Below are 18,964 nucleotides of genomic sequence, written 5' to 3' on the forward strand. Positions count from 1 at the left end.
CCTGGAAAGACGGACACAGAAGAGGCGCGATAATAGCAAACCTGTGCGCTTTTAGAGCATGACAGGGTTTTGCATGAATATCGCTCATGTTTAAACGGCGATGACCCTGTAGAATCAGTGCGTTTTTATTTTCAGGATCAGGGCCATGTCGTACCGCTTTATCAGCGCTTTCCTACTGCTGTTGCTCAGCAGTGTCACTCAGGCGCAGAGCCCGGCCCCGGCCCTTTCCTATACTCGCGACATCCAGCCGATCTTTACCGAGAAGTGCGTGGCCTGCCATGCCTGCTACGACGCGGCCTGCCAGCTCAACCTGGGCAGTGCCGAGGGAGCGGCACGCGGCGCGTCGAAGATCCCGGTCTACAACGGCGACCGCAGCAAGGCCTCGCATCCGACCCGCCTGTACATCGACGCCCAGACCCCGCTTGCCTGGCGACAGAAGAAGTTCTATTCGGTGCTGGATGCCCAGGGCAGCCAGGCGGCCCTGATGGCGCGCATGCTCGAGCTGGGCCACCGGACACCGTTGCAACCCAACGCCAGGCTGCCGGAAGATATCGTACTGGGCCTCAATCGCGAGAATATGTGCCCGTTGCCCGCTGAGTTCGACGCGTACGCCGGTGCCCATCCGAAAGAAGGCATGCCCCTGGCCGTGACCGGCCTGACCGACCAGCAGTACCAGACCCTGCAACGCTGGCTGGCCGCCGGTGCGCCGATGGATGCCCAGGCCTTGGCGCCGAGTGCCAGGGAGTCGCTGCAGATCGCCCAATGGGAAAACCTGCTCAATGCGCCGGGTGCCCGGGAAAGCCTGGTGGCGCGCTGGCTCTATGAGCACTGGTTCCTGGCCCATATCTATTTCGAAGGCGGCGAGCCGGGGCACTTTTTCCAGTGGGTGCGTTCACGCACGCCGAGCGGCCAGCCGATCGACCTGATCAATACCCGGCGACCCAACGATGATCCGGGCACCCAGGTGTATTACCGGTTATGGCCGGTGCAGGGGGTGATCGTCTACAAGACCCATATCACCTACGGCCTGAGCGCGGCGAAGATGGCCCGGATCAAGACGCTGTTCTACAGCGGCAACTGGCAGGTCACGGCCTTGCCGGGCTACGGCCCGCAGCGTCGGGCCAACCCGTTCGAGACCTTCGAGGCGATTCCGGCGGCGGCGCGCTACCAGTTCATGCTCGATAACGCCGAGTACTTCGTCGATACCTTTATCCGTGGGCCGGTCTGTCGCGGGCAGATCGCGACCGATGTGATTCGCGACAACTTCTGGGCGTTGTTCCAGGCGCCCGAGCACGACCTCTATATCACCGACCCGAGCTATCGTGGCGCGGCCACGCCACTGCTGGCGATGCCCGGACAGAACGACGATGTCGGCAGCGTGCTGAGCCTGTGGCTGGCCTATCGCGACAAGCGCAACGAATACGAAGCCCTGCGTACCGAGGCCTACGCCGCCGCGCCGGCGCCCAGCTGGTCGAGCCTGTGGGCCGGCAATGACAACGCCTTGCTGAGCATCTTCCGCCACTTCGACAGCGCCACCGTCAGCAAGGGGCTGATCGGCGAGGTGCCGCAGACGATGTGGCTGTTCGACTACCCGTTGCTGGAGCGCACCTATTACCAGCTGGCGGTCAACTTCGACGTGTTCGGCAATGTCTCGCACCAGGCGCAGACCCGGCTGTACTTCGACCTGATCCGCAATGGCGCCGAGCAGAACTTCCTGCGCCTGATGCCGGCGGACTCTCGCGATGCCTATCTCGACGACTGGTACCAGAACAGCGGCAAGCTCAAGATGTGGCTGGACTACGAGAACATCGACGACGACAAACCCAGCGCCCTGAAACTCGATGAAAAGGACCCGAAACTCGATTTCGCCAGGCAGTTGCTGGCCCGCTACGGTGATCTCAATGCCCACCCCGACCCGATCAACCGCTGTGACGGCGCCTATTGTTCGCGGCCCAATATCGCCCCGGCATTGCAGGAGGCCGAACAGTCCCTGAGCCGCCTGACCTCGCGCCCGGCGGCCGGGCTCAAGGTCATCGACCAGTTGCCGGAAGCGACGATGCTGCGTATCGAGACCCGCGACGGCAAGCGCGAGGTCTACAGCCTGCTGCGCAACCGTGCCCACAGCAACGTGGCCTTCATGCTCGGCGAGGCCTACCGCTATCAGCCCGGCCTGGACACCGTGACCCTCTACCCCGGGATCCTCAGCAGTTATCCCAACTTCATGTTCAATATCCCCGCCGAGCAGGTGCCGGCGTTTGTCGCTGCGATGGAGCAGGTCAAGGATGCCGCCGGGTTCGAGCAGATCGTCCAGCGCTGGGGGATTCGCCGCAGCCATCCGCAGTTCTGGCAGTATTTCCATGACCTGACCACCTACCTGCAGGAAACCGACCCGATCAATGCCGGGGTGCTGGACATGAATCGCTACGAGAATCTCTGAGGGGCGGGGATCGCCGCGCACCGCAAGGGCGTGGCTGCGCCCGTGGTGGCGGCTTCTTTCCCGACAAAAATACTAGGACTTTGTCCGGCGGCCCGATTGGCGTAAACTGGCGGCAAGTCTGTGAGGAGATTCCATGAGCGCCATAACCATTACCGATGCCGCCCACGATTATCTGGCTGATCTGCTGTCGAAGCAGAACACCCCGGGGATCGGCATCCGCGTTTTCATTACCCAGCCGGGTACCCAGTACGCCGAAACCTGCATTGCCTACTGCAAGCCGGGTGAGGAAAAGCCTGAAGACACCGCGCTGGGGCTGAAAAGCTTCACCGCCTGGATCGATTCCTTCAGCGAAGCCTTTCTCGACGATGCGGTGGTCGACTATGCCACCGACCGCATGGGCGGCCAGCTGACCATCAAGGCGCCGAACGCCAAGGTGCCGATGGTCAACGCCGACAGCCCGGTCAACGAGCGTATCAACTACTACCTGCAGACCGAGATCAATCCGGGTCTGGCCAGTCATGGCGGCCAGGTCAGCCTGATCGACGTGGTCGAGGACGGTATCGCCGTGCTGCAGTTCGGTGGTGGTTGCCAGGGCTGCGGCCAGGCCGACGTGACCCTGAAGGAAGGCATCGAGCGGACCTTGCTCGAACGTATTCCCGAGCTCAAGGGCGTACGCGACGTGACCGACCATACGCAGAAAGAAAACGCCTACTACTGAGTCCGGTAGCAGGGCGTTCGCTGCGTCCGGTTGAACAGAAAACGGTGCCCGTGAGCACCGTTTTTTTTGCGTGATCGATTGCGACCGCTCCGGCGCCTTCGCGGGCAAGCCCGGCTCCCACAATCAGTGGTCGCTCATCAATCTGCCGTACACCACAGCACTGTGGGAGCGGGCTTGCCCGTGAAGAGGCCCGTCCTGCCGCCAAAACTGTCAAGCCACCACACGGCTCTGCAGATAATGGCGCAGTCGCTCCTGCAGATAAGGCACGCCCAGCGGGTGCTCCAGGTATTCGGCGATCGACATCATCCGCCAGTACTGGCCTTCGTCACCAAAGCGGATCGCCTCGATTTCCGCCCGTTGCAGTTGCCCGACCAGAAACCACGACTGGGTATCGGGCTGGGTGACGCTGGGATAGCGTCGCGCCCATTCGATGCGCTCGGCGCCGATACGCAGGGAAAACTCTTCGTCCAGCTCCCGCAGGGCGCATTCGCTCGGGGTTTCATCGCCTTCGCGACCGCCGCCGGCAAAATCCCAGTGTCCGGGGTAGGGGATGCTGTCCTTCATGTCGCGCAGGTAGGTCAGCAACTGGTCGCCACAGATCAGCGCCAGCTTGGCACCGGAAAACAGCTGTTCGGACATCGGTTTCCTCCTGGTCATCAAGGCCGGTAAAGATGGGCATGACCGGCACGATACAGCGAAGACTCGCTGAAGTGGTCGCTGGCCAGCACGCGCCCCACCAGGATCAGCGCCGTGCGGCGAAAGCCCTTGGCCTCGACCTTGGCCAGGATATCCGTCAGCGTGCCTTGAACCCAGTCCTGGTCGGGCCAGGTGGCGCGATGGATCACCGCTATCGGACAGTCCGCGCCGTAATGCGGGAGTAGTTCCTCGATGATCCTGGCCAGGTGATTGACCCCCAGGTGAATCGCCATGGTTGCCCCATGCCGGGCCAGGCTGCCCAGTTCTTCGCCGGCCGGCATGGCGGTCTTGTCGGCATAACGGGTAAGGATCACGCTCTGGGAAACATCCGGCAGCGTCAGTTCGACACCGAGCAGCGCCGCGCAGGCGGCCGTCGCGGTCACCCCGGGAATGATTTCATAGGCAATGCCCAGCTCGCGCAGGTGACGGATCTGCTCGCCGATGGCGCCATACAGCGAGGGGTCGCCCGAGTGCACCCGGGCGACATCCTGGCCCAGGGCGTCGGCCGCCTTGATCAGGTCGATGATCTGTTCCAGGTGCAGTTCGGCGCTGTTGACCACCTGCGTGGCGCTATGGCCTTCCAGCACGGCTTCGGGCACCAGCGAGCCGGCGTAGATGATCACCGGGCAGCGATGGATCAGGCGTTGGCCCTTGACGGTAATGAGTTCCGGATCGCCGGGGCCGGCACCGATGAAATAGACGGTCATGACACTCTCTGAACGGGGCTGCGCAAGGCTTCACATGAACAGCGTTCATGCAGGAGAAGGGGATTATCGAGGGTTTTGCCCGGTCCAGGCCAGTGCAAAGGTCGCCAGCGGATGTTTCCGGCGGGAAATCAGCAGGCTCGCGGTGGCTTGTCCCAGTTGCTCGGCGAGGGCCAGCGCGGCGCTTTCGGCGACGCCATGGCAGCCGGTCCGTTCGAAGGCCAGGCTGGAGCGATGGCTCAGCCGTGGTTCATAAGGTGCCAGCTCATCGGCGCTGAAGAACAGCAACGGCAGGTTGAGGCGTTGCGCCAGTTCGCGCAGGCCCGGCTCATGCCGCTTGCCATCAATGCTTGCCAACCCCTTGATCGCCTGGAGGTCGATCTGGTGGGCCAGCAGCGATTGTTCGAGCAATGCCAGCAAGGTCGCGGCGCTGCAGCCTTGCCGGCAGCCGAAACCAACCGCGAGGGTTGGCGTCGTCCCGGTTGCACTCATGCCGGGTAATGGTCTTCGGTCTTGCGGCGGAACAACCAGGCGCTGATCAGGCCCAGGGCCAGCCAGAACGCCGCGTTGGTCAGTTGCGAGGCGATCTTGAACTGCGCTTCCAGTTCTTCGGGCGCGAGGCTGGAGTGAACTTCCGGCTGCGGGGCGCCGATCACATGGGGCACCACGACAATCGCCACGCCCAGCAGTTTGAGCGCCCAGTGCTTGCCGAAAACCACCAGGGCAATGGCGACAGCAGTGGAAGCGGCGGTGCCGACCCACCAGATCTGCCGCTGCAGCAGGTCCGCCGCGGCGGTGCCGGGCAGTTCCGGCGGCAGGCCGAGGGTGGGCGCCAGGCAGAAGGTCGCGTAACCGGCCAGGCCCCAGAGCAGGCCCTGGGAAGTGCGGTTCGGTGCGCGCAGGGTATAGAGGCCCGCCAGCATCAGGGCGAAGCCGACGGCGACCACCAGATTGCCGCCAGTGGTGGAGAGCACACGCTGCCAGCCGTCTTCCGGCTCCCAGGCTTCCTCATCATGGGTATGGCCGGCCATGGCGGCGTCGGTATGTTCATGGGCTTCGCTGGCGGGTGCTTTCTCGTAGGTCTCGGCCTGGAGAATCAGCGGGGCGACCCAGAAGCTTTGCAGCAGGGTCAGCAGCAACGCCGCCAGCAAGCCGGTGAAGCCGGCGGTCTGGGCGATACGCTTGATCATGTCGGTACTCTCTTATAGTCGGGCTATGGTCGGGCCAGGGCTCAGTGGCACGGGAAGGCAGAGCTGTGACGGGTATCGTGGGCGGCGTTGTGGACCGCTTCGATATGCGAGAAACCGGCGAAATAGACCAGCAGTGCGCCGAGTATGCTGGCGCCGATGGCGGCGACGATACGTTGGCTCTGGGTGGCTGTGGCAGCGCTCGAGTGGCTGGTGGTGGTGATCGACATGGCCCTTCCCTCTGAAATGTCAGCAGGCGGCCAAGCGCGAAAAAACCTCGGCGAGCGGGTGCCCGGAGGTTTCAACAGCGCCTGCCCACCGCAGGTTTGTTATTCGATATTTCCGGGCCGGTCTCCGGGCTTGCGAGGGATTCGAGCAGGGCTCGGACCTTCAAGCGTCGCCTTCCCATGCCGCTGGCGGCACAGTGGATCTGACGCTTCTCTCGCTTACCGTTGCGGGGGCAGCACCGGATTTGCCAGGCTCGATAAAGATCGGCCGACGCACCGGTTTCCCGTTTCACCCTGTGAAGGGCACCCAGAACAAGGCGGGTAGGAAAGCATGCGATTACCCGGTACGTCAATAAAACCCGATGCGGCCAAGGGGCGCGCCGGTGCAGGCCGAGTGACGTGGAAAACGGAACTTAAAGTGATTTCTAGAATAAAAAATCTAACAAAATCAATTTATTGGATAATATTTTTAATTTTATTTCTCAATTGGTCGATGGAGAACGGCTTGCCGATCAGGTGCATGCCGGCCGGCACCTCGATGCTTTCGGCGTAGCCGCTGGCAAACAGGATGGGCAACCCCGGCCGGACCTCGCGCGCCGCTGCCGCCAGTTCACGGCCATCCATGCCGGGCAGCCCGACATCCGTCATCAGCAGGTCGATCGGCAAGGCGGTGTCGTTGATGATCTGCAGCGCGAGGTCGCTGCTGCTGGCTTCCAGCACCTTGAACTCCAGTTCCTCCAGCACATCGACAATCAGCATGCGGACAATGGTGTCGTCCTCGACAACGAGGATGGTGGAGTTTGCTGCGCACATAGTGGGCTTCCCAAAAAAATGAAGGCGGGCAGGAGGGTGAAAAATGCTCGCCTCTTGCATCAGTAAGCCGCCGATCCGCACAAGTTCCCGCCGTTGTACAAAAAAAGACGGCTGTACAAAGTAGCCAGGATAGCGGTTCTCCTTGGTAGAGGGCAGTGCGAGGTCTGAAATTGCCTTCTACGCTGTGAGAAAAATAGATCTTTTCCGCGGAATTACGGCAAACTCCTTTGTTTTCAACACTTCGTCCGAGGCCCGAAATGAATTCACCGTCTTCGGTTGATGAGCAGAGCTTTCGCAAACTCCTGAGTCGCAACGTCAGCCTGCCGCTGGGTGTCGGTGTACTCAGTGCGGTGTTTTTCATCTCATTGATCACCTATCTGCTCTCGGTGATCCAGTGGGTCGAACACACCGATCGGGTGATCAACACCACCAACGAAGCGATGAAGCTGTCCGTCGACCTGGAAACCGGCATGCGCGGGTTCCTGATCACCGGCGATGAGCATTTCCTCGATCCCTATGAGGTCGCCAAGCCGAAGATCATCGCCGAGCTGCGCGGACTGCAGCAGTTGGTGGCGGACAACCCCCAGCAGGTCGACCGGTTCCGGCGCATCGAGGCGCTGCAAGGGGCCTGGACCGAATACGCGCAGTCGATGATCGACCTGCAGCGTTCCAACGGTGACTATCGGGGCGCGGTACAGGCCGGGCGCGGCAAGCGCCTGAGCGACGAGATTCGCAACGAATATGACAGTGCCGTCGCTACCGAGCAGCAGTTGCGCCTTACGCGCAACGAGGATGTCAGTCGCACCACCCTCTGGACCATTGGCCTCTACCTCGTCTTCGTACTGGGCTTGAGTGCCTTGCTTGCTTATGTCGGTCGAAAAGATTTATTAAGTCTTTCAGATAGTTACAGCAAAAACCTCGCGTCACAACTAAGGAGTGCCGAGCGCCTCGAGAAACAGGCATGGCTGCGCAGCGGCCAGACCGAACTGGCCGAGCAGGTGCTTGGCCAACTGAGCCTCAACCTGCTGGGACGCAATATCCTGCAGTTCTGCGCGCAGTACCTGGGGACCGCTGTGGCCGCGCTCTATGTGCGCGAAGACCATGGTGGCCTGCGGCGCGTGGCCAGTTATGGTTTCTCTCGCGAACAGGAACAACAGGAACAGGAAATCTTCACCGACGAGGGGATTGTCGGCCAGGCCGCGACCCAGGGGCAGTTGATCCGCCTTGACGAAGTGTCGGGCGATTACTTCAAGGTCAGCTCCGGACTCGGCGAGGGCTCGCCGCGCAGCGTACTGGTGGTGCCGACCACCAACGACGAACGGGTCAACGGCGTGATCGAACTGGGTTTCCTGCGGGGGCTCAACGAGCGTGACATCGAGCTGCTAGACCTGATCGCCGACAATATCGGCACCTCCATCGAAGCGGCCCGCTACCGCCAGCGCCTGCAGGAAGTCCTGGCCGAGACCCAGCAGCTCAACGAAGAGTTGCAGGTCCAGCAGGAAGAACTGAAGACCGCCAACGAAGAACTGGAGGAACAGTCACGGGTGCTCAAGGAGTCCCAGGTTCACCTGGAGACCCAGCAGACCGAACTGGAGCAGACCAACGAGCAACTGGCCGAGCAGGCCCTGGCCCTGGCCGAGCAGCGCGACGCCATGGACCGCAAGAACGGCGAGTTGAACCAGGCCCAGGCCCAGCTGGAAGAGCGTGCCGAGGAGTTGCAGCGGTCGAGCAAGTACAAGTCCGAATTCCTCGCCAACATGTCCCATGAGTTGCGTACGCCGCTCAACAGCTCGTTGATCCTGGCCAAGCTGCTGGCGGAGAACCCCCAGGACAATCTCACCGACGAACAGGTCAAGTTCGCCGAGTCGATCTATTCCGCCGGCAACGATCTGTTGAATCTGATCAACGACATTCTCGACATTTCCAAGGTCGAGGCCGGCAAGCTTGAAGTGCGCCCGGAAAACACCAGTGTGGCGCGCCTGGTGGAGGGGCTGCGCGACCTGTTCCAGCCGTTGGCCGGTGAAAAGCAACTGGATTTCACCGTGGAGATCCAGGATGGCGCCCCGGTGATGTTGTTCACCGACCGCCAGCGCCTGGAGCAGGTGCTGAAGAACCTGCTGTCGAATGCGGTGAAGTTCACCGAAAAAGGCCTGGTCAGCCTGAGTGTCTCGCGCCAGCCGGGCGTGGGGGTTGCCTTTACCGTGCGCGACTCCGGAATCGGCATTGCCCCCGAGCAGCATGAAAGCATCTTCGAAGCGTTCCGCCAGGCCGATGGCACCACCAATCGCCGTTATGGCGGCACCGGCCTGGGCTTGTCGATTTCCCGCGACCTGGCCGCCTTGCTCGGCGGTTCCATCAGCGTCGCCAGCGAGCCGGGACAGGGCAGTGTGTTCACCCTGGCACTGCCGGAACGTTATGTCGAAGCCGATGAGGGGACCCCGGTGGTCCAGGCCCCGGTGCATGTGCCGTCGGTCATGGTCGCCAGCGTGCGCAGCGAGCCTCCCGTGGCGATTGAAGCCCCGGTTGCGCGGTTTGCCGACGATCGTGACAAGGCGCCGTTCGGCACGCGCTGCATCCTGGTGATCGAGGATGAGCAGAGCTTTGCCCAGATTCTCTACGACCTGGCCCATGAGCTGGGCTACCAGTGCCTGGTCGCCCATGGCGCCGATGAAGGTTTCTCCCTGGCGGCCCAGTTCATCCCGGACGCGATCCTGCTGGACATGCGCCTGCCCGATCATTCCGGCCTGACCGTGCTGCAACGCCTCAAGGAACAGGCGGCGACCCGGCATATCCCGGTGCACGTGATCTCCGTCGAGGACCGCGTCGAAGCCGCCATGCACATGGGGGCCATGGGGTACGCGGTCAAGCCGACCACCCGCGACGAACTCAAGGAGATTTTCTCCCGGCTCGAAGCCAAGCTGACCCAGAAGGTCAAGCGTGTGCTGCTGGTCGAAGACGATGACCTGCAACGCGACAGCATCGCGCGGCTGATCGGTGACGAGGATATCGAGATCACCGCGGTAGGCCTGGCCCAGGATGCGCTGGAGCTGCTGCGCGAGAACGTCTACGACTGCATGATCATCGACCTCAAGCTGCCGGACATGCTCGGCAACGAGTTGCTCAAGCGCATGTCCACCGAAGACATCCGTTCGTTTCCGCCGGTGATCGTCTATACCGGGCGCAACCTGACCCGCGACGAAGAGGCCGACCTGCGCAAGTATTCGCGTTCGATCATCATCAAGGGCGCCCGTTCGCCCGAGCGCCTGCTCGATGAAGTGACATTGTTTCTGCACAAAGTCGAATCGCAGTTGTCCCATGAACGTCAGCGCATGCTCAAGACCGCCCGCAGCCGCGACAAGGTCTTCGAGGGTCGCAAGATCCTGCTGGTGGACGATGACGTGCGCAATATCTTCGCCCTGACCAGTGCCCTGGAGCACAAGGGCGCGATCGTCGAGATCGGCCGTAACGGCCGCGAGGCGATTGAAAAACTCAACGAAGTCGATGACATCGACCTGGTACTGATGGATGTGATGATGCCGGAAATGGATGGCTACGAAGCGACCGTGGAAATCCGCAAGGAACCGCGCTGGCGCAAGCTGCCGATCATCGCGATCACGGCCAAGGCCATGAAGGACGATCAGGAGCGCTGCCTGCAGGCCGGCTCCAACGATTACCTGGCCAAGCCCATCGACCTGGATCGCCTGTTCTCGCTGATTCGCGTGTGGCTGCCGAAAATGGAAAGGATCTAGTGGAGCAAAACTTCGATATCGAACTGCGTCTGTTGATCGAGGCTATCTACCTCAAATACAGCTATGACTTTCGCGACTATTCCGGCGCGTCGATCAAGCGCCGGGTCAACCATGCCCTGCGCCAATTCGACTGCGCGACCATCTCCGCCCTGCAGGAACGGGTGCTGCACGATCCGACGGCGTTCATGCAACTGCTGCAGTTCCTGACCATACCGGTCAGCGAGATGTTCCGCGATCCCAGCCACTTCCTGGCCATTCGCCAGGAAGTGGTGCCGCTGCTCAAGACCTATCCATCGATCAAGATCTGGATCGCCGGTTGCAGCACGGGCGAGGAGGTCTACTCCATGGCGATCCTGCTGCGGGAAGAGGGCTTGCTGGAGCGCACGATCATCTACGCCACCGATATCAACCCCAGCTCCCTGGAAAAGGCCAAGCAAGGCATCTTTTCCCTGGACAACGTGCGTGCCTATACCCAGAACTACCTGCAGGCCGGCGGCCAGCGGGAGTTTTCCGAGTACTACACGGCAGCCTATGGCTATGCGATTTTCGACAAGACCCTGCGTGAGAACGTGACCTTTGCCGATCACAGCTTGGCCACCGACAGCGTATTCTCTGAAACTCAATTAATTTCATGTCGTAACGTATTGATTTACTTCAATAAAAAGCTTCAGGATCGTGCCTTTGGTTTGTTCCATGAGTCGCTCTGCCATCGTGGTTTCCTGGTGCTTGGCAGCAAGGAAACCCTGGATTTCTCGCCCTTTGGCAAGCAGTTCGAACCCCTGATCAAGCAAGAGCGGATCTATCGCAAGCTATGAACGAACTGGCCCTTGAGTTCACCCAGCGACAGCGTGTCGACGCCATTGCGGTCGGCGCTTCGGCCGGCGGCGTCGAGGCCCTGCTGACCGTGTTCGGTGAGCTGCCGGCCGGTTTCGGCCTGCCGATCATTGTCGTGCTGCATATGCCCGAGCAGCGTCGCAGCCAACTGGCCGAGGTTTTCTCCCGGCGCCTGCGGCTGCCGGTCAAGGAGGCTGACGACAAGGAGCCGGTGAGTCCGGGAACCCTGTATTTCGCCGCGCCCGGTTATCATCTGTCGGTGGAGCGCGACCGCAGTTTTTCCTTCAGTCGCGAGGAGCGCGTGCACCACTCGCGCCCCTCCATCGATTACCTGTTCGAGTCCTGCGCCGATGCCTATGAAGCGCGCCTGATGGCGGTGCTGCTGACCGGCGCCAACCATGACGGCGCCCGCGGGTTGGCCCTGGTCAAGGCTCGGGGTGGCCTGACCGTGGTGCAGGACCCGCACGAAGCGCGGGTGGCGACCATGCCCGAAGCCGCCTTGGCCTTGCACGAACCTGACTATATTCTCCCTTTGCGCGGCATCGGCCGTCTGCTTGTCGAGCTGGAACGAATCGCATGCTAACTACTATCCAGGCCAAACTGCTGATCGTCGACGATCTGCCGGAAAATCTGCTGGCGCTGGAAGCGCTGATCAAGCGCGAGGACCGCATCGTCTACAAGGCCCTGTCGGCCGATGAGGCGCTGTCGCTGCTGTTGCAGCACGAGTTCGCCATGGCCATTCTCGACGTGCAGATGCCGGGCATGAATGGCTTCGAGCTGGCCGAACTGATGCGCGGCACCGAGAAGACCCGGAGCATTCCCATCGTTTTTGTCAGTGCCGCCGGGCGTGAGCTCAACTATGCCTTCAAGGGCTATGAAAGCGGCGCGGTGGATTTTCTCTACAAGCCCCTCGACACCCATGCGGTGAAGAGCAAGGTCAATGTCTTCGTCGAGCTGTATCGCCAGAGCAAGGCCATGAAGCAGCAGGTCGAGGCCCTGGAGCAGAGCCGCCACGAACAGGAGGCGCTGCTCAAGGAGCTGCGGGCGACCCAGGAAGAGCTGCGGCACGCGATCCGCATGCGCGATGACTTCATGTCGATCGTGTCCCATGAGGTGCGCACGCCGCTCAATGGGCTGATCCTCGAAACCCAGTTGCGCAAGATGCACCTGGCCAAGGACAACGCGGCCGCCTTCAGCCTGGACAAGATGCACGCCATGGTCGAGCGCGACGAGCGACAGATCAAGAGCCTGATCCGGCTGATCGAGGACATGCTCGATGTGTCACGCATCCGCACCGGCAAGCTGTCGATCCGTCCCAGCCGCTTCGATCTTTCCCAACTGGTCGCCAAGTTGCTCGAAGGCTTCGCACCCCAGGTGGAGGCCGCCGAGTCGACCCTCAACTTCCAGGCCGCGGAGCCGATAGTAGGCTGCTGGGACGAGTTCCGTATCGAACAGGTGATCTCCAACCTGTTGACCAATGCCTTGCGCTACGGCGCGAAAAGCCCGATCGATGTACGGGTCTACGCACAGGATGGCGAGGCGCGGGTTGAAGTGCGCGACCATGGCATCGGTATCAGCGAGGACAACCAGAAACGCATCTTCCAGCAGTTCGAGCGGGTTTCGGCCAGCCATGTGGCCGCCGGTCTCGGGCTGGGCCTGTTTATTTCCGAACAGATCGTCAACGCCCATGGCGGTACCATCAAGCTGCGGAGCACCCTTGGCGAAGGCGCCACCTTCTGTGTCTGTCTGCCGTTGCAGGAAAACCCGTAGAGCGACGCAACCTCTCGGCGGGGGGATGGTCGTATTGGCAGCAATCTTGAGAATGAAGGCTTTCCATGAGTGAAGATGCACAAGACGTCGTCCTGATCGTCGAGGACGAGCCCTCGATCCTGCTGGTGTTGTCGCACTATCTGGCCGGCGAGGGCTATCGGGTCCTGCAGGCGGCGAACGGCGAGGAAGCGTTCAAGATCCTCGCGACCAAGCCCAACCTGGACCTGATGGTGACGGACTTCCGCCTGCCCGGCGGGGTTTCCGGGGTCGATATCGCGGAGCCGGCGGTCAAGCTGCGCCCGGACCTGAAGGTGATTTTCATCAGCGGCTATCCGGCGGAGATTCTCGAGACGGACAGCCCGATCACCCGGACCGCGCCGATCCTGGCCAAGCCCTTCGACCTCGACAAGCTACAGGAGCAGATCCAGCGCCTGCTGGCCTGAACTCCGCTCCCGCAGAGGCCGTCAGGCATTGATCATCTCCCGCACCCGGGCGGTCAGCAGATCGAAGGTGAAGGGCTTGGTGATCATCTGCATGCCGGGGTCGAGAAAACCGCCCCGCACCGCGGCATGTTCGGCATAACCGGTGATGAACAGCACCTTGAGCCCGGGCCGCAATTGCCGGCCGATCTCCGCCAGTTGCCGGCCGTTCATGCCTGGCAGGCCGACGTCGCTGATCAGCAGGTCGATGCGCTGGCCGGAGTCGAGAATCGGCATGGCGCTGTCGGCACTCGCGGCTTCGACGAAGGCATAGCCCAGTTCGCTCAGCACCTCGCAGACCAATACCCGTACCGCCGGGTCGTCCTCGACGATCAGCACGGTTTCGCCGTCTTCGGCGTGCGCTGCCTGCAACAGGTGCACCGCGTCGTCCTGGGCCGCCGCGCTGCCCTGGTAGCGGGGCAGGTAGAGGTTGACCGAAGTGCCCTGGCCCGGCGTGCTGTCGATGGACACATGGCCGTGGGATTGCTTGCTGAACCCGTAGATCATCGACAGGCCGAGACCGGTCCCCTGGCCGATGGGCTTGGTCGTGAAGAACGGGTCGAATGCCCGGCTGATCACGCTCTCCGGCATGCCGCAGCCGCTGTCGCGGACCTGCAGCACGACATAGTCCCCCGGCGCCAGGTGGCCCTCGGTTTCGGTGAAGACCGGGTCCAGTGTCTGGTTGAAGGTGACCACCTGCAGGTGCCCGCCATCGGGCATGGCGTCGCGGGCATTGAGCACCAGGTTGAGCAGGGCGCTTTCCAGTTGATTGGGGTCCGCTTCGGCGGTCCACAGCGGTTCGCCGAGGACCATCTGCAGGTCGATGCTTTCATTGAGGCTGCGATGCAGCAGCTCGCCCATGGACCTGACCAGTTCGTTCATGTTCACCGGCTTGGAATCCAGTGACTGGCGTCGGGAGAACGCCAGCAAGCGGTGGGTCAGGCCGGCGGCGCGGTTGGCCGAGGTCACGCCGAGGTCGATCAGGCTGTCGAGATCTTCCAGGCGCCCGCGGGCCAGGCGCCGCTTGAGCAGTTCGAGGCTGCCGATGATGCCGGTCAGCATATTGTTGAAGTCGTGGGCGATGCCGCCGGTCAACTGGCCGACCGCCTCCATCTTCTGCGACTGGCGCAACGCTTCTTCGTTATGGCGCAGTTGGGCGGTGCGCTCCTCGACCTGCTGTTCCAGGGTCTCCAGGGTGTCCTTGAGGCGCCGTTCGCTCTGGCTCAGGTCGATCAGCCGGTCACGGGCCTCGTACTGTCGGCGGCGCCCACGAATGGCCGAGGTCACCAGGCTGATCAGCGTCACCGGGTGAAAGGGGCGTTCCAGGAAGCTGACGTTGCCCAGTTGCGCGCCGAGACGGGAAGAGGGCGACCGATCAGGGCCGCCGTGATGGGTCATCAGCACAATGGGCAGGTCCGACCACGCCGGTTGTTCCTGCAGGTGCTGCAACAGTGGCTCCATGTCCGTCTCGTGCAGGGCCTCGGCCGCCACGATCAACAGGCCGGCGCCACGCTCCAGCTCGCCACACAAGGTCGCCAGGCTCGTGGCGATCACGCCGGGGAAGCCGGCCTCGGCGAGAATCATCCGCGCGATCTGGCCGTCGCGACCCCAGGGTGCCAGGATGATCGCTCGTTCGGAAACTGCGTCCGGCAGGGTCACAAGCCTCCGTCCTTGAGCAACGGCAGGCCCTCACCCAGATAGGTGGGCACGCCGCGCAACACGCCCTGGAAGGCTTCCAGGGGCTCGCCGATGGTCATGCCACGGTCACTGATGCGGTACTCGCGGATGGTCGATTCATGGGCTCCGGTGCGCTTCTTGATGATCGAGATGGCCCGGCGAACCTTGCCCAGGGCCTCGAAGTAACGCAGCAGGATCACGGTATCGGCCAGGTAGGTGATATCCACCGGTGCCTGCATGTCGCCGACCAGTCCGTGCTGGGCGACGGTCATGAAGGTCGCGGCGCCCTGGCGGTTGAGGTACAGCAGCAGTTCATGCATGTGCAGGATCAGCGCGTTCTCTTCCGGCATGGCGGCCTGGTAGCCGTTGATACTGTCGATCACCACGGTCTTGATGCCGCGCTCATCCACGCAGCGCCGCACCCGGTGGGAGAACTCGCCGGGAGAGAGCTCGGCGGCATCGACCTGGTCGATCCACAGGTTGCCGGTCTCGCGCAGGGCCTGGAGGTCGATGCCGATATTCTTCATGCGCTCGAACAGCAGGCCCAGTTCCTCGTCGAAAATGAACAGCGCGGCCTTTTCCCCGCGGGCCACCGCCGCGGCGGCGAAGAGCATGGCGATCAGCGACTTGCCGGTACCGGCGGGGCCGAGGATCAGGGTGCTGGAACCGGTTTCGATGCCGCCGCCGAGCAATGCATCCATCTCGGCGATACCGCTGGTGAGTTGCCGGCGCACGTACTGGCCGCGATGTTCGGCCGCCACCAGGCGGGGAAACACATGCACGCCATCGCCGCTGATGGTGAAGTCGTGATAGCCGCCGCGGTACTTCTGGCCCCGGTACTTGACCACCCGGACGCGGCGCCGCTCGGCACCGTAGTTGGGGGTCAGTTCCTCGAGGCGGATAACGCCGTGGGCGACGCTGTGCACGGTCTTGTCGAGAGACTCGGTGGTCAGGTCGTCGAGCAGCAGGACCGTGGCGTCATACCGCACGAAGTAGTGCTTGATCGCCAGGATCTGCCGGCGGTAACGCAGCGAACTCTGCGCCAGCAGGCGGATTTCGGAGAGGCTGTCGAGGACCACGCGGGTCGGCTTGACCCGTTCGACCACTTCGAATATCTGCCGGGTGGCCTCGCCCAGTTCCAGGTCCGAGGAATACAGCAGGCTTTGCTGATGGTCGGCGTTGAGCAGGCTTTCCGGTGGTGTCAGCTCGAAAATCTCGATGTTTTCGTCCAGCGTCCAGCCATGGGAGCGGGCGCCCTGGCGCAGTTCGCGCTCGGTTTCCGACAGGGTGATATACAACGAGCGTTCGTCGGCTCTCGCACCGGCGAGAAGGAAGTGCAGGGCCACGGTAGTCTTGCCGGTGCCGGGTTCGCCTTCGAGCAGGAAGACATGCCCGCGGGACAGGCCGCCGGACAGGATATCATCCAGGCCTTCGACGCCGGTGGCGGCTTTGGTCGTGATCGACGCTACTGATGTAGTCAAGGAATCGCCTCATGTGACTGGGAGGTGGCGGTGTCCAGGCGCGTGACCTTTTGACGCCGTCTGTTCACTTGACCTTCGGATTCACGAGGTGTTCAGTCTTTTTCCTGGCGCTTCACAGTCCCTGTTGCAGGGCGGGATCGTCGGGATTCTGCTGTTCCAGCTGCGCCAGCAGGATCTGCACGTTCTGCAACTGACCGCTTTCCTTCCAGTAGCTGATCAGCAGCACGCGGGCCTTGCGGTTCGCCGGATGGCGCTGGACCAGCTCTTCGAGCTGGCGCTGGGCCGCTTCGAGCTGGTGCAGGTCGTGCAGGGTGGTGGCGAGCTTGTAGCGGTATTCGGTGTTGTCCGGTTCCAGCTCCACGGCCTTGGCCAGGCCCAGCAGGGCATACTCGGTCTGGCCATGGTGCAGCAGCCAGATGCCCAGGGCATGTTGCAGATAGGCCGACTGTGGCTGCACCTCCAGTTGCCGGGCCAGCAGTTGTCGGGCCTGGTCCGGCTGGCCGCGCTTGTCCAGCAGTTCGACGCGCGCGACCACTGCCCTGAGGTTGTTCGGTTCCAGCTGCGACATGCGTTCGAGCGACTGCTGGGCCTCGTCCAGTTGCCCTTCGTGCAGGTACAGGCGGGCCAGTTGGAACTGGGCATCGGCACTCTCCGGCTGGGCCTTGAGGGTGCGTTCATATTCGTCGACCACCTGTTGCAGCGGGCCGAAATACAGGCCCTGGTCGTCCGGTGATAAACCGAGCATGGCGTTGGCCGCGGCAAAGCGTACCTCCTGCTCGCTGTCCTCCAGCACCGGCCCGAGCAACAGGCTGCGCTGCGCCCCCGGCACCAGGCCGACGATGCTCTGGATCGCCGCCTCGCGGACCAGCGCCGAAGGGCTCTGCAAATCCGCGTCGGCCAGTTTCAATGCCTGGGGGCTGGGATAGTTGGGCAATTCGGCATGCAGCGCGGCCCGGCGGATATCCGACAGGTCGGTGCGCGCCAGTTGCTGGTAGAGAACCCGCGCGGCGCCCGGCTGGCCGTTGTGCGCCTGTTCCAGGGCGCGGCCGTAATTGACATGCGGGGTTTTCGCGGGCACCGCGGTCGGACTGCGCATCCAGTGCCAGGCAAGGCCCAGGATCAGGAAGACAAGCAGGCTGATGATCAGGTAACGGCGGGGCTTGGTCATGCAGTGTCCGTGAGCTGGCAGGCTTTTCCCAGAGCCGCCAGCTTCGGCCAGGAGCGCTTCGGAGTCAAACCCGCGATCAGTTGAGCACGTACTCGATGGGTTCCAGGGGCGGTGGCAGCTCGGTTTCGCCGAGGCTGGCGAGAATCTCCCGCTCGACCGTGCGCAGCAGTGCATTGCACGGCAGGTCGTTCTCGTCGAAACCGAACGGGTCCTCGAGGTCGTCGCCGATCTCGTCGAGGCCGAAAAAGGTGTAGCTGACAATCGCGGTAAACACCGGCGTCAACCAGCCCAGGGGTTCGGCCATGGCGAATGGCAGCAGGATGCAGAACAGATAGATGGTGCGGTGCAGCAACAGGGTATAGGGGAAGGGCAGCGGAGTGTGCTTGATCCGCTCGCAACTGGCCTGGACCTGGCTCAGGCTGGCCAGCCGGGCGGCAAAAACCGTATAGCGCCATTCGCCGAGCTGACCCTGTTGCGCCAGGCGCGAGCAGCGCGCACCGATTTGCTGCAAGAGGTGGTCGGTGATATTCGGATGGTTCTGCGGCGGCGGCTGCATGGCCCACTCGCGCACGGCGGCGTGCTCGTCTTCCAGGCGCAGGCGGGCGATCAGACCATGGGCAAAGCCGCAGAGGTCGCGCAGCAGGGCCTGGCGCTCGGCGGTGTCGGTGAACACCTGGCTTTCGCGGATCAGCGAGCGCACCTCGATGATCATCTGCCCCAGTTGCTTGCGGCCTTCCCACCAGCGGTCGTAGCAGGCGTTGTTGCGAAAGCTCATGAAGATCGACAGCGACAGCCCGAGCAGGGTGAATGGCGTGGCGTTGACCTTGGAAAAGTAGGCCGGGTGCCAGGTTTCCACGAGCACGATGACCGAGGCCAGCAATGTCACCAGCAGGCTGCGCAGGGCAATCCGCTTGGCAATCGAGCCTTTCAGGGAAAACAGGATGCCGATCAGGTTCGGCTTGGGACGCACGATCATGGGAAGGGACTGGCAGCAGCGCGGGGGTTACGCCGGGCCAGACTAGAA

17 protein-coding genes and 1 riboswitch are annotated in these 18,964 nt (G+C 62.6%); of the genes, 7 read left to right on the forward strand and 10 right to left on the reverse strand.

The features are described 5' to 3' along the window. The first annotated feature begins 145 nt into the window (after positions 1 to 145). Positions 146 to 2,437, forward strand: a complete 2,292-nt coding sequence (locus tag KI243_RS15520) for a fatty acid cis/trans isomerase (RefSeq protein ID WP_177117882.1) — start codon at positions 146 to 148, stop codon at positions 2,435 to 2,437. A 133-nt stretch (positions 2,438 to 2,570) separates the two neighbouring features. Next, complete coding sequence (gene nfuA, locus KI243_RS15525) at positions 2,571 to 3,155, forward strand: Fe-S biogenesis protein NfuA (RefSeq protein ID WP_017127271.1); 585 nt, start codon at positions 2,571 to 2,573, stop codon at positions 3,153 to 3,155. A 210-nt stretch (positions 3,156 to 3,365) separates the two neighbouring features. On the opposite strand, the gene KI243_RS15530 is transcribed toward nfuA, so the two are convergent. The 6 genes from KI243_RS15530 to KI243_RS15555 form a co-directional block, all read right to left on the reverse strand. Next, positions 3,366 to 3,794 carry an NUDIX hydrolase gene (locus tag KI243_RS15530; RefSeq protein ID WP_177107863.1) on the reverse strand — a complete coding sequence of 143 codons (429 nt, stop codon included), beginning with the start codon at positions 3,792 to 3,794 and terminating at the stop codon, positions 3,366 to 3,368. A 17-nt stretch (positions 3,795 to 3,811) separates the two neighbouring features. Further along, entirely contained in the window at positions 3,812 to 4,558 is a 747-nt protein-coding gene (gene cobM, locus KI243_RS15535) for a precorrin-4 C(11)-methyltransferase (protein WP_177107864.1), read from the reverse strand. 63 nt (positions 4,559 to 4,621) lie between these two features. Further along, a complete protein-coding gene (locus KI243_RS15540; RefSeq protein WP_212811109.1) occupies positions 4,622 to 5,047 on the reverse strand; it encodes a cobalamin biosynthesis protein in 426 nt (141 codons plus the stop codon). Next, positions 5,044 to 5,745, reverse strand: a complete 702-nt coding sequence (locus tag KI243_RS15545; protein WP_177107866.1) for a CbtA family protein — start codon at positions 5,743 to 5,745, stop codon at positions 5,044 to 5,046. The genes KI243_RS15540 and KI243_RS15545 overlap by 4 nt, the downstream gene beginning before the upstream one ends. Before the next feature lie 41 nt (positions 5,746 to 5,786). Then, a complete protein-coding gene (locus KI243_RS15550) occupies positions 5,787 to 5,972 on the reverse strand; it encodes a CbtB-domain containing protein (protein ID WP_212811110.1) in 186 nt (61 codons plus the stop codon). Between the two features lie 97 nt (positions 5,973 to 6,069). Then, positions 6,070 to 6,295: riboswitch (cobalamin riboswitch) on the reverse strand. Between the two features lie 127 nt (positions 6,296 to 6,422). Further along, positions 6,423 to 6,782, reverse strand: coding sequence for a response regulator (locus KI243_RS15555; RefSeq protein WP_177083183.1), 360 nt, complete (start codon positions 6,780 to 6,782; stop codon positions 6,423 to 6,425). Positions 6,783 to 7,039: 257 nt separating this feature from the next. Between KI243_RS15555 and KI243_RS15560 the strand changes: the two genes are divergently transcribed. From KI243_RS15560 to KI243_RS15580, 5 genes are all read left to right on the forward strand, one after another. Further along, positions 7,040 to 10,531, forward strand: coding sequence for a response regulator (locus tag KI243_RS15560; protein ID WP_177107867.1), 3,492 nt, complete (start codon positions 7,040 to 7,042; stop codon positions 10,529 to 10,531). After that, positions 10,531 to 11,346 (forward strand): protein-glutamate O-methyltransferase CheR, encoded by an 816-nt coding sequence (locus tag KI243_RS15565; RefSeq protein WP_017127263.1) that lies wholly within the window; start codon positions 10,531 to 10,533, stop codon positions 11,344 to 11,346. The genes KI243_RS15560 and KI243_RS15565 overlap by 1 nt, the downstream gene beginning before the upstream one ends. Next, positions 11,343 to 11,948 (forward strand): chemotaxis protein CheB, encoded by a 606-nt coding sequence (locus KI243_RS15570; protein ID WP_212811111.1) that lies wholly within the window; start codon positions 11,343 to 11,345, stop codon positions 11,946 to 11,948. Before KI243_RS15565 ends, KI243_RS15570 begins: the two co-directional genes overlap by 4 nt. Then, positions 11,942 to 13,135 carry a hybrid sensor histidine kinase/response regulator gene (locus KI243_RS15575; protein ID WP_212811112.1) on the forward strand — a complete coding sequence of 398 codons (1,194 nt, stop codon included), beginning with the start codon at positions 11,942 to 11,944 and terminating at the stop codon, positions 13,133 to 13,135. Before KI243_RS15570 ends, KI243_RS15575 begins: the two co-directional genes overlap by 7 nt. A 65-nt stretch (positions 13,136 to 13,200) precedes the next feature. Beyond that, positions 13,201 to 13,578 carry a response regulator gene (locus tag KI243_RS15580; protein ID WP_017127260.1) on the forward strand — a complete coding sequence of 126 codons (378 nt, stop codon included), beginning with the start codon at positions 13,201 to 13,203 and terminating at the stop codon, positions 13,576 to 13,578. Between the two features lie 21 nt (positions 13,579 to 13,599). Here the strand turns inward: KI243_RS15580 and KI243_RS15585 are convergent, their stop codons facing one another. From KI243_RS15585 to KI243_RS15600, 4 genes are all read right to left on the reverse strand, one after another. Then, positions 13,600 to 15,273 carry an ATP-binding protein gene (locus tag KI243_RS15585; RefSeq protein ID WP_177107870.1) on the reverse strand — a complete coding sequence of 558 codons (1,674 nt, stop codon included), beginning with the start codon at positions 15,271 to 15,273 and terminating at the stop codon, positions 13,600 to 13,602. After that, positions 15,270 to 16,772 carry an ATPase domain-containing protein gene (locus tag KI243_RS15590; RefSeq protein ID WP_177107871.1) on the reverse strand — a complete coding sequence of 501 codons (1,503 nt, stop codon included), beginning with the start codon at positions 16,770 to 16,772 and terminating at the stop codon, positions 15,270 to 15,272. Before KI243_RS15590 ends, KI243_RS15585 begins: the two co-directional genes overlap by 4 nt. Before the next feature lie 112 nt (positions 16,773 to 16,884). Next, positions 16,885 to 17,940 carry a HEAT repeat domain-containing protein gene (locus tag KI243_RS15595; RefSeq protein WP_177107872.1) on the reverse strand — a complete coding sequence of 352 codons (1,056 nt, stop codon included), beginning with the start codon at positions 17,938 to 17,940 and terminating at the stop codon, positions 16,885 to 16,887. Between the two features lie 76 nt (positions 17,941 to 18,016). Beyond that, a complete protein-coding gene (locus tag KI243_RS15600) occupies positions 18,017 to 18,916 on the reverse strand; it encodes a bestrophin family protein (protein ID WP_212811113.1) in 900 nt (299 codons plus the stop codon). Between the last annotated feature and the right edge of the window lie 48 nt (positions 18,917 to 18,964).

The sequence above is a fragment of the Pseudomonas sp. Ost2 genome (assembly GCF_018326065.1).
Lineage (GTDB): Bacteria > Pseudomonadota > Gammaproteobacteria > Pseudomonadales > Pseudomonadaceae > Aquipseudomonas > Aquipseudomonas gingeri.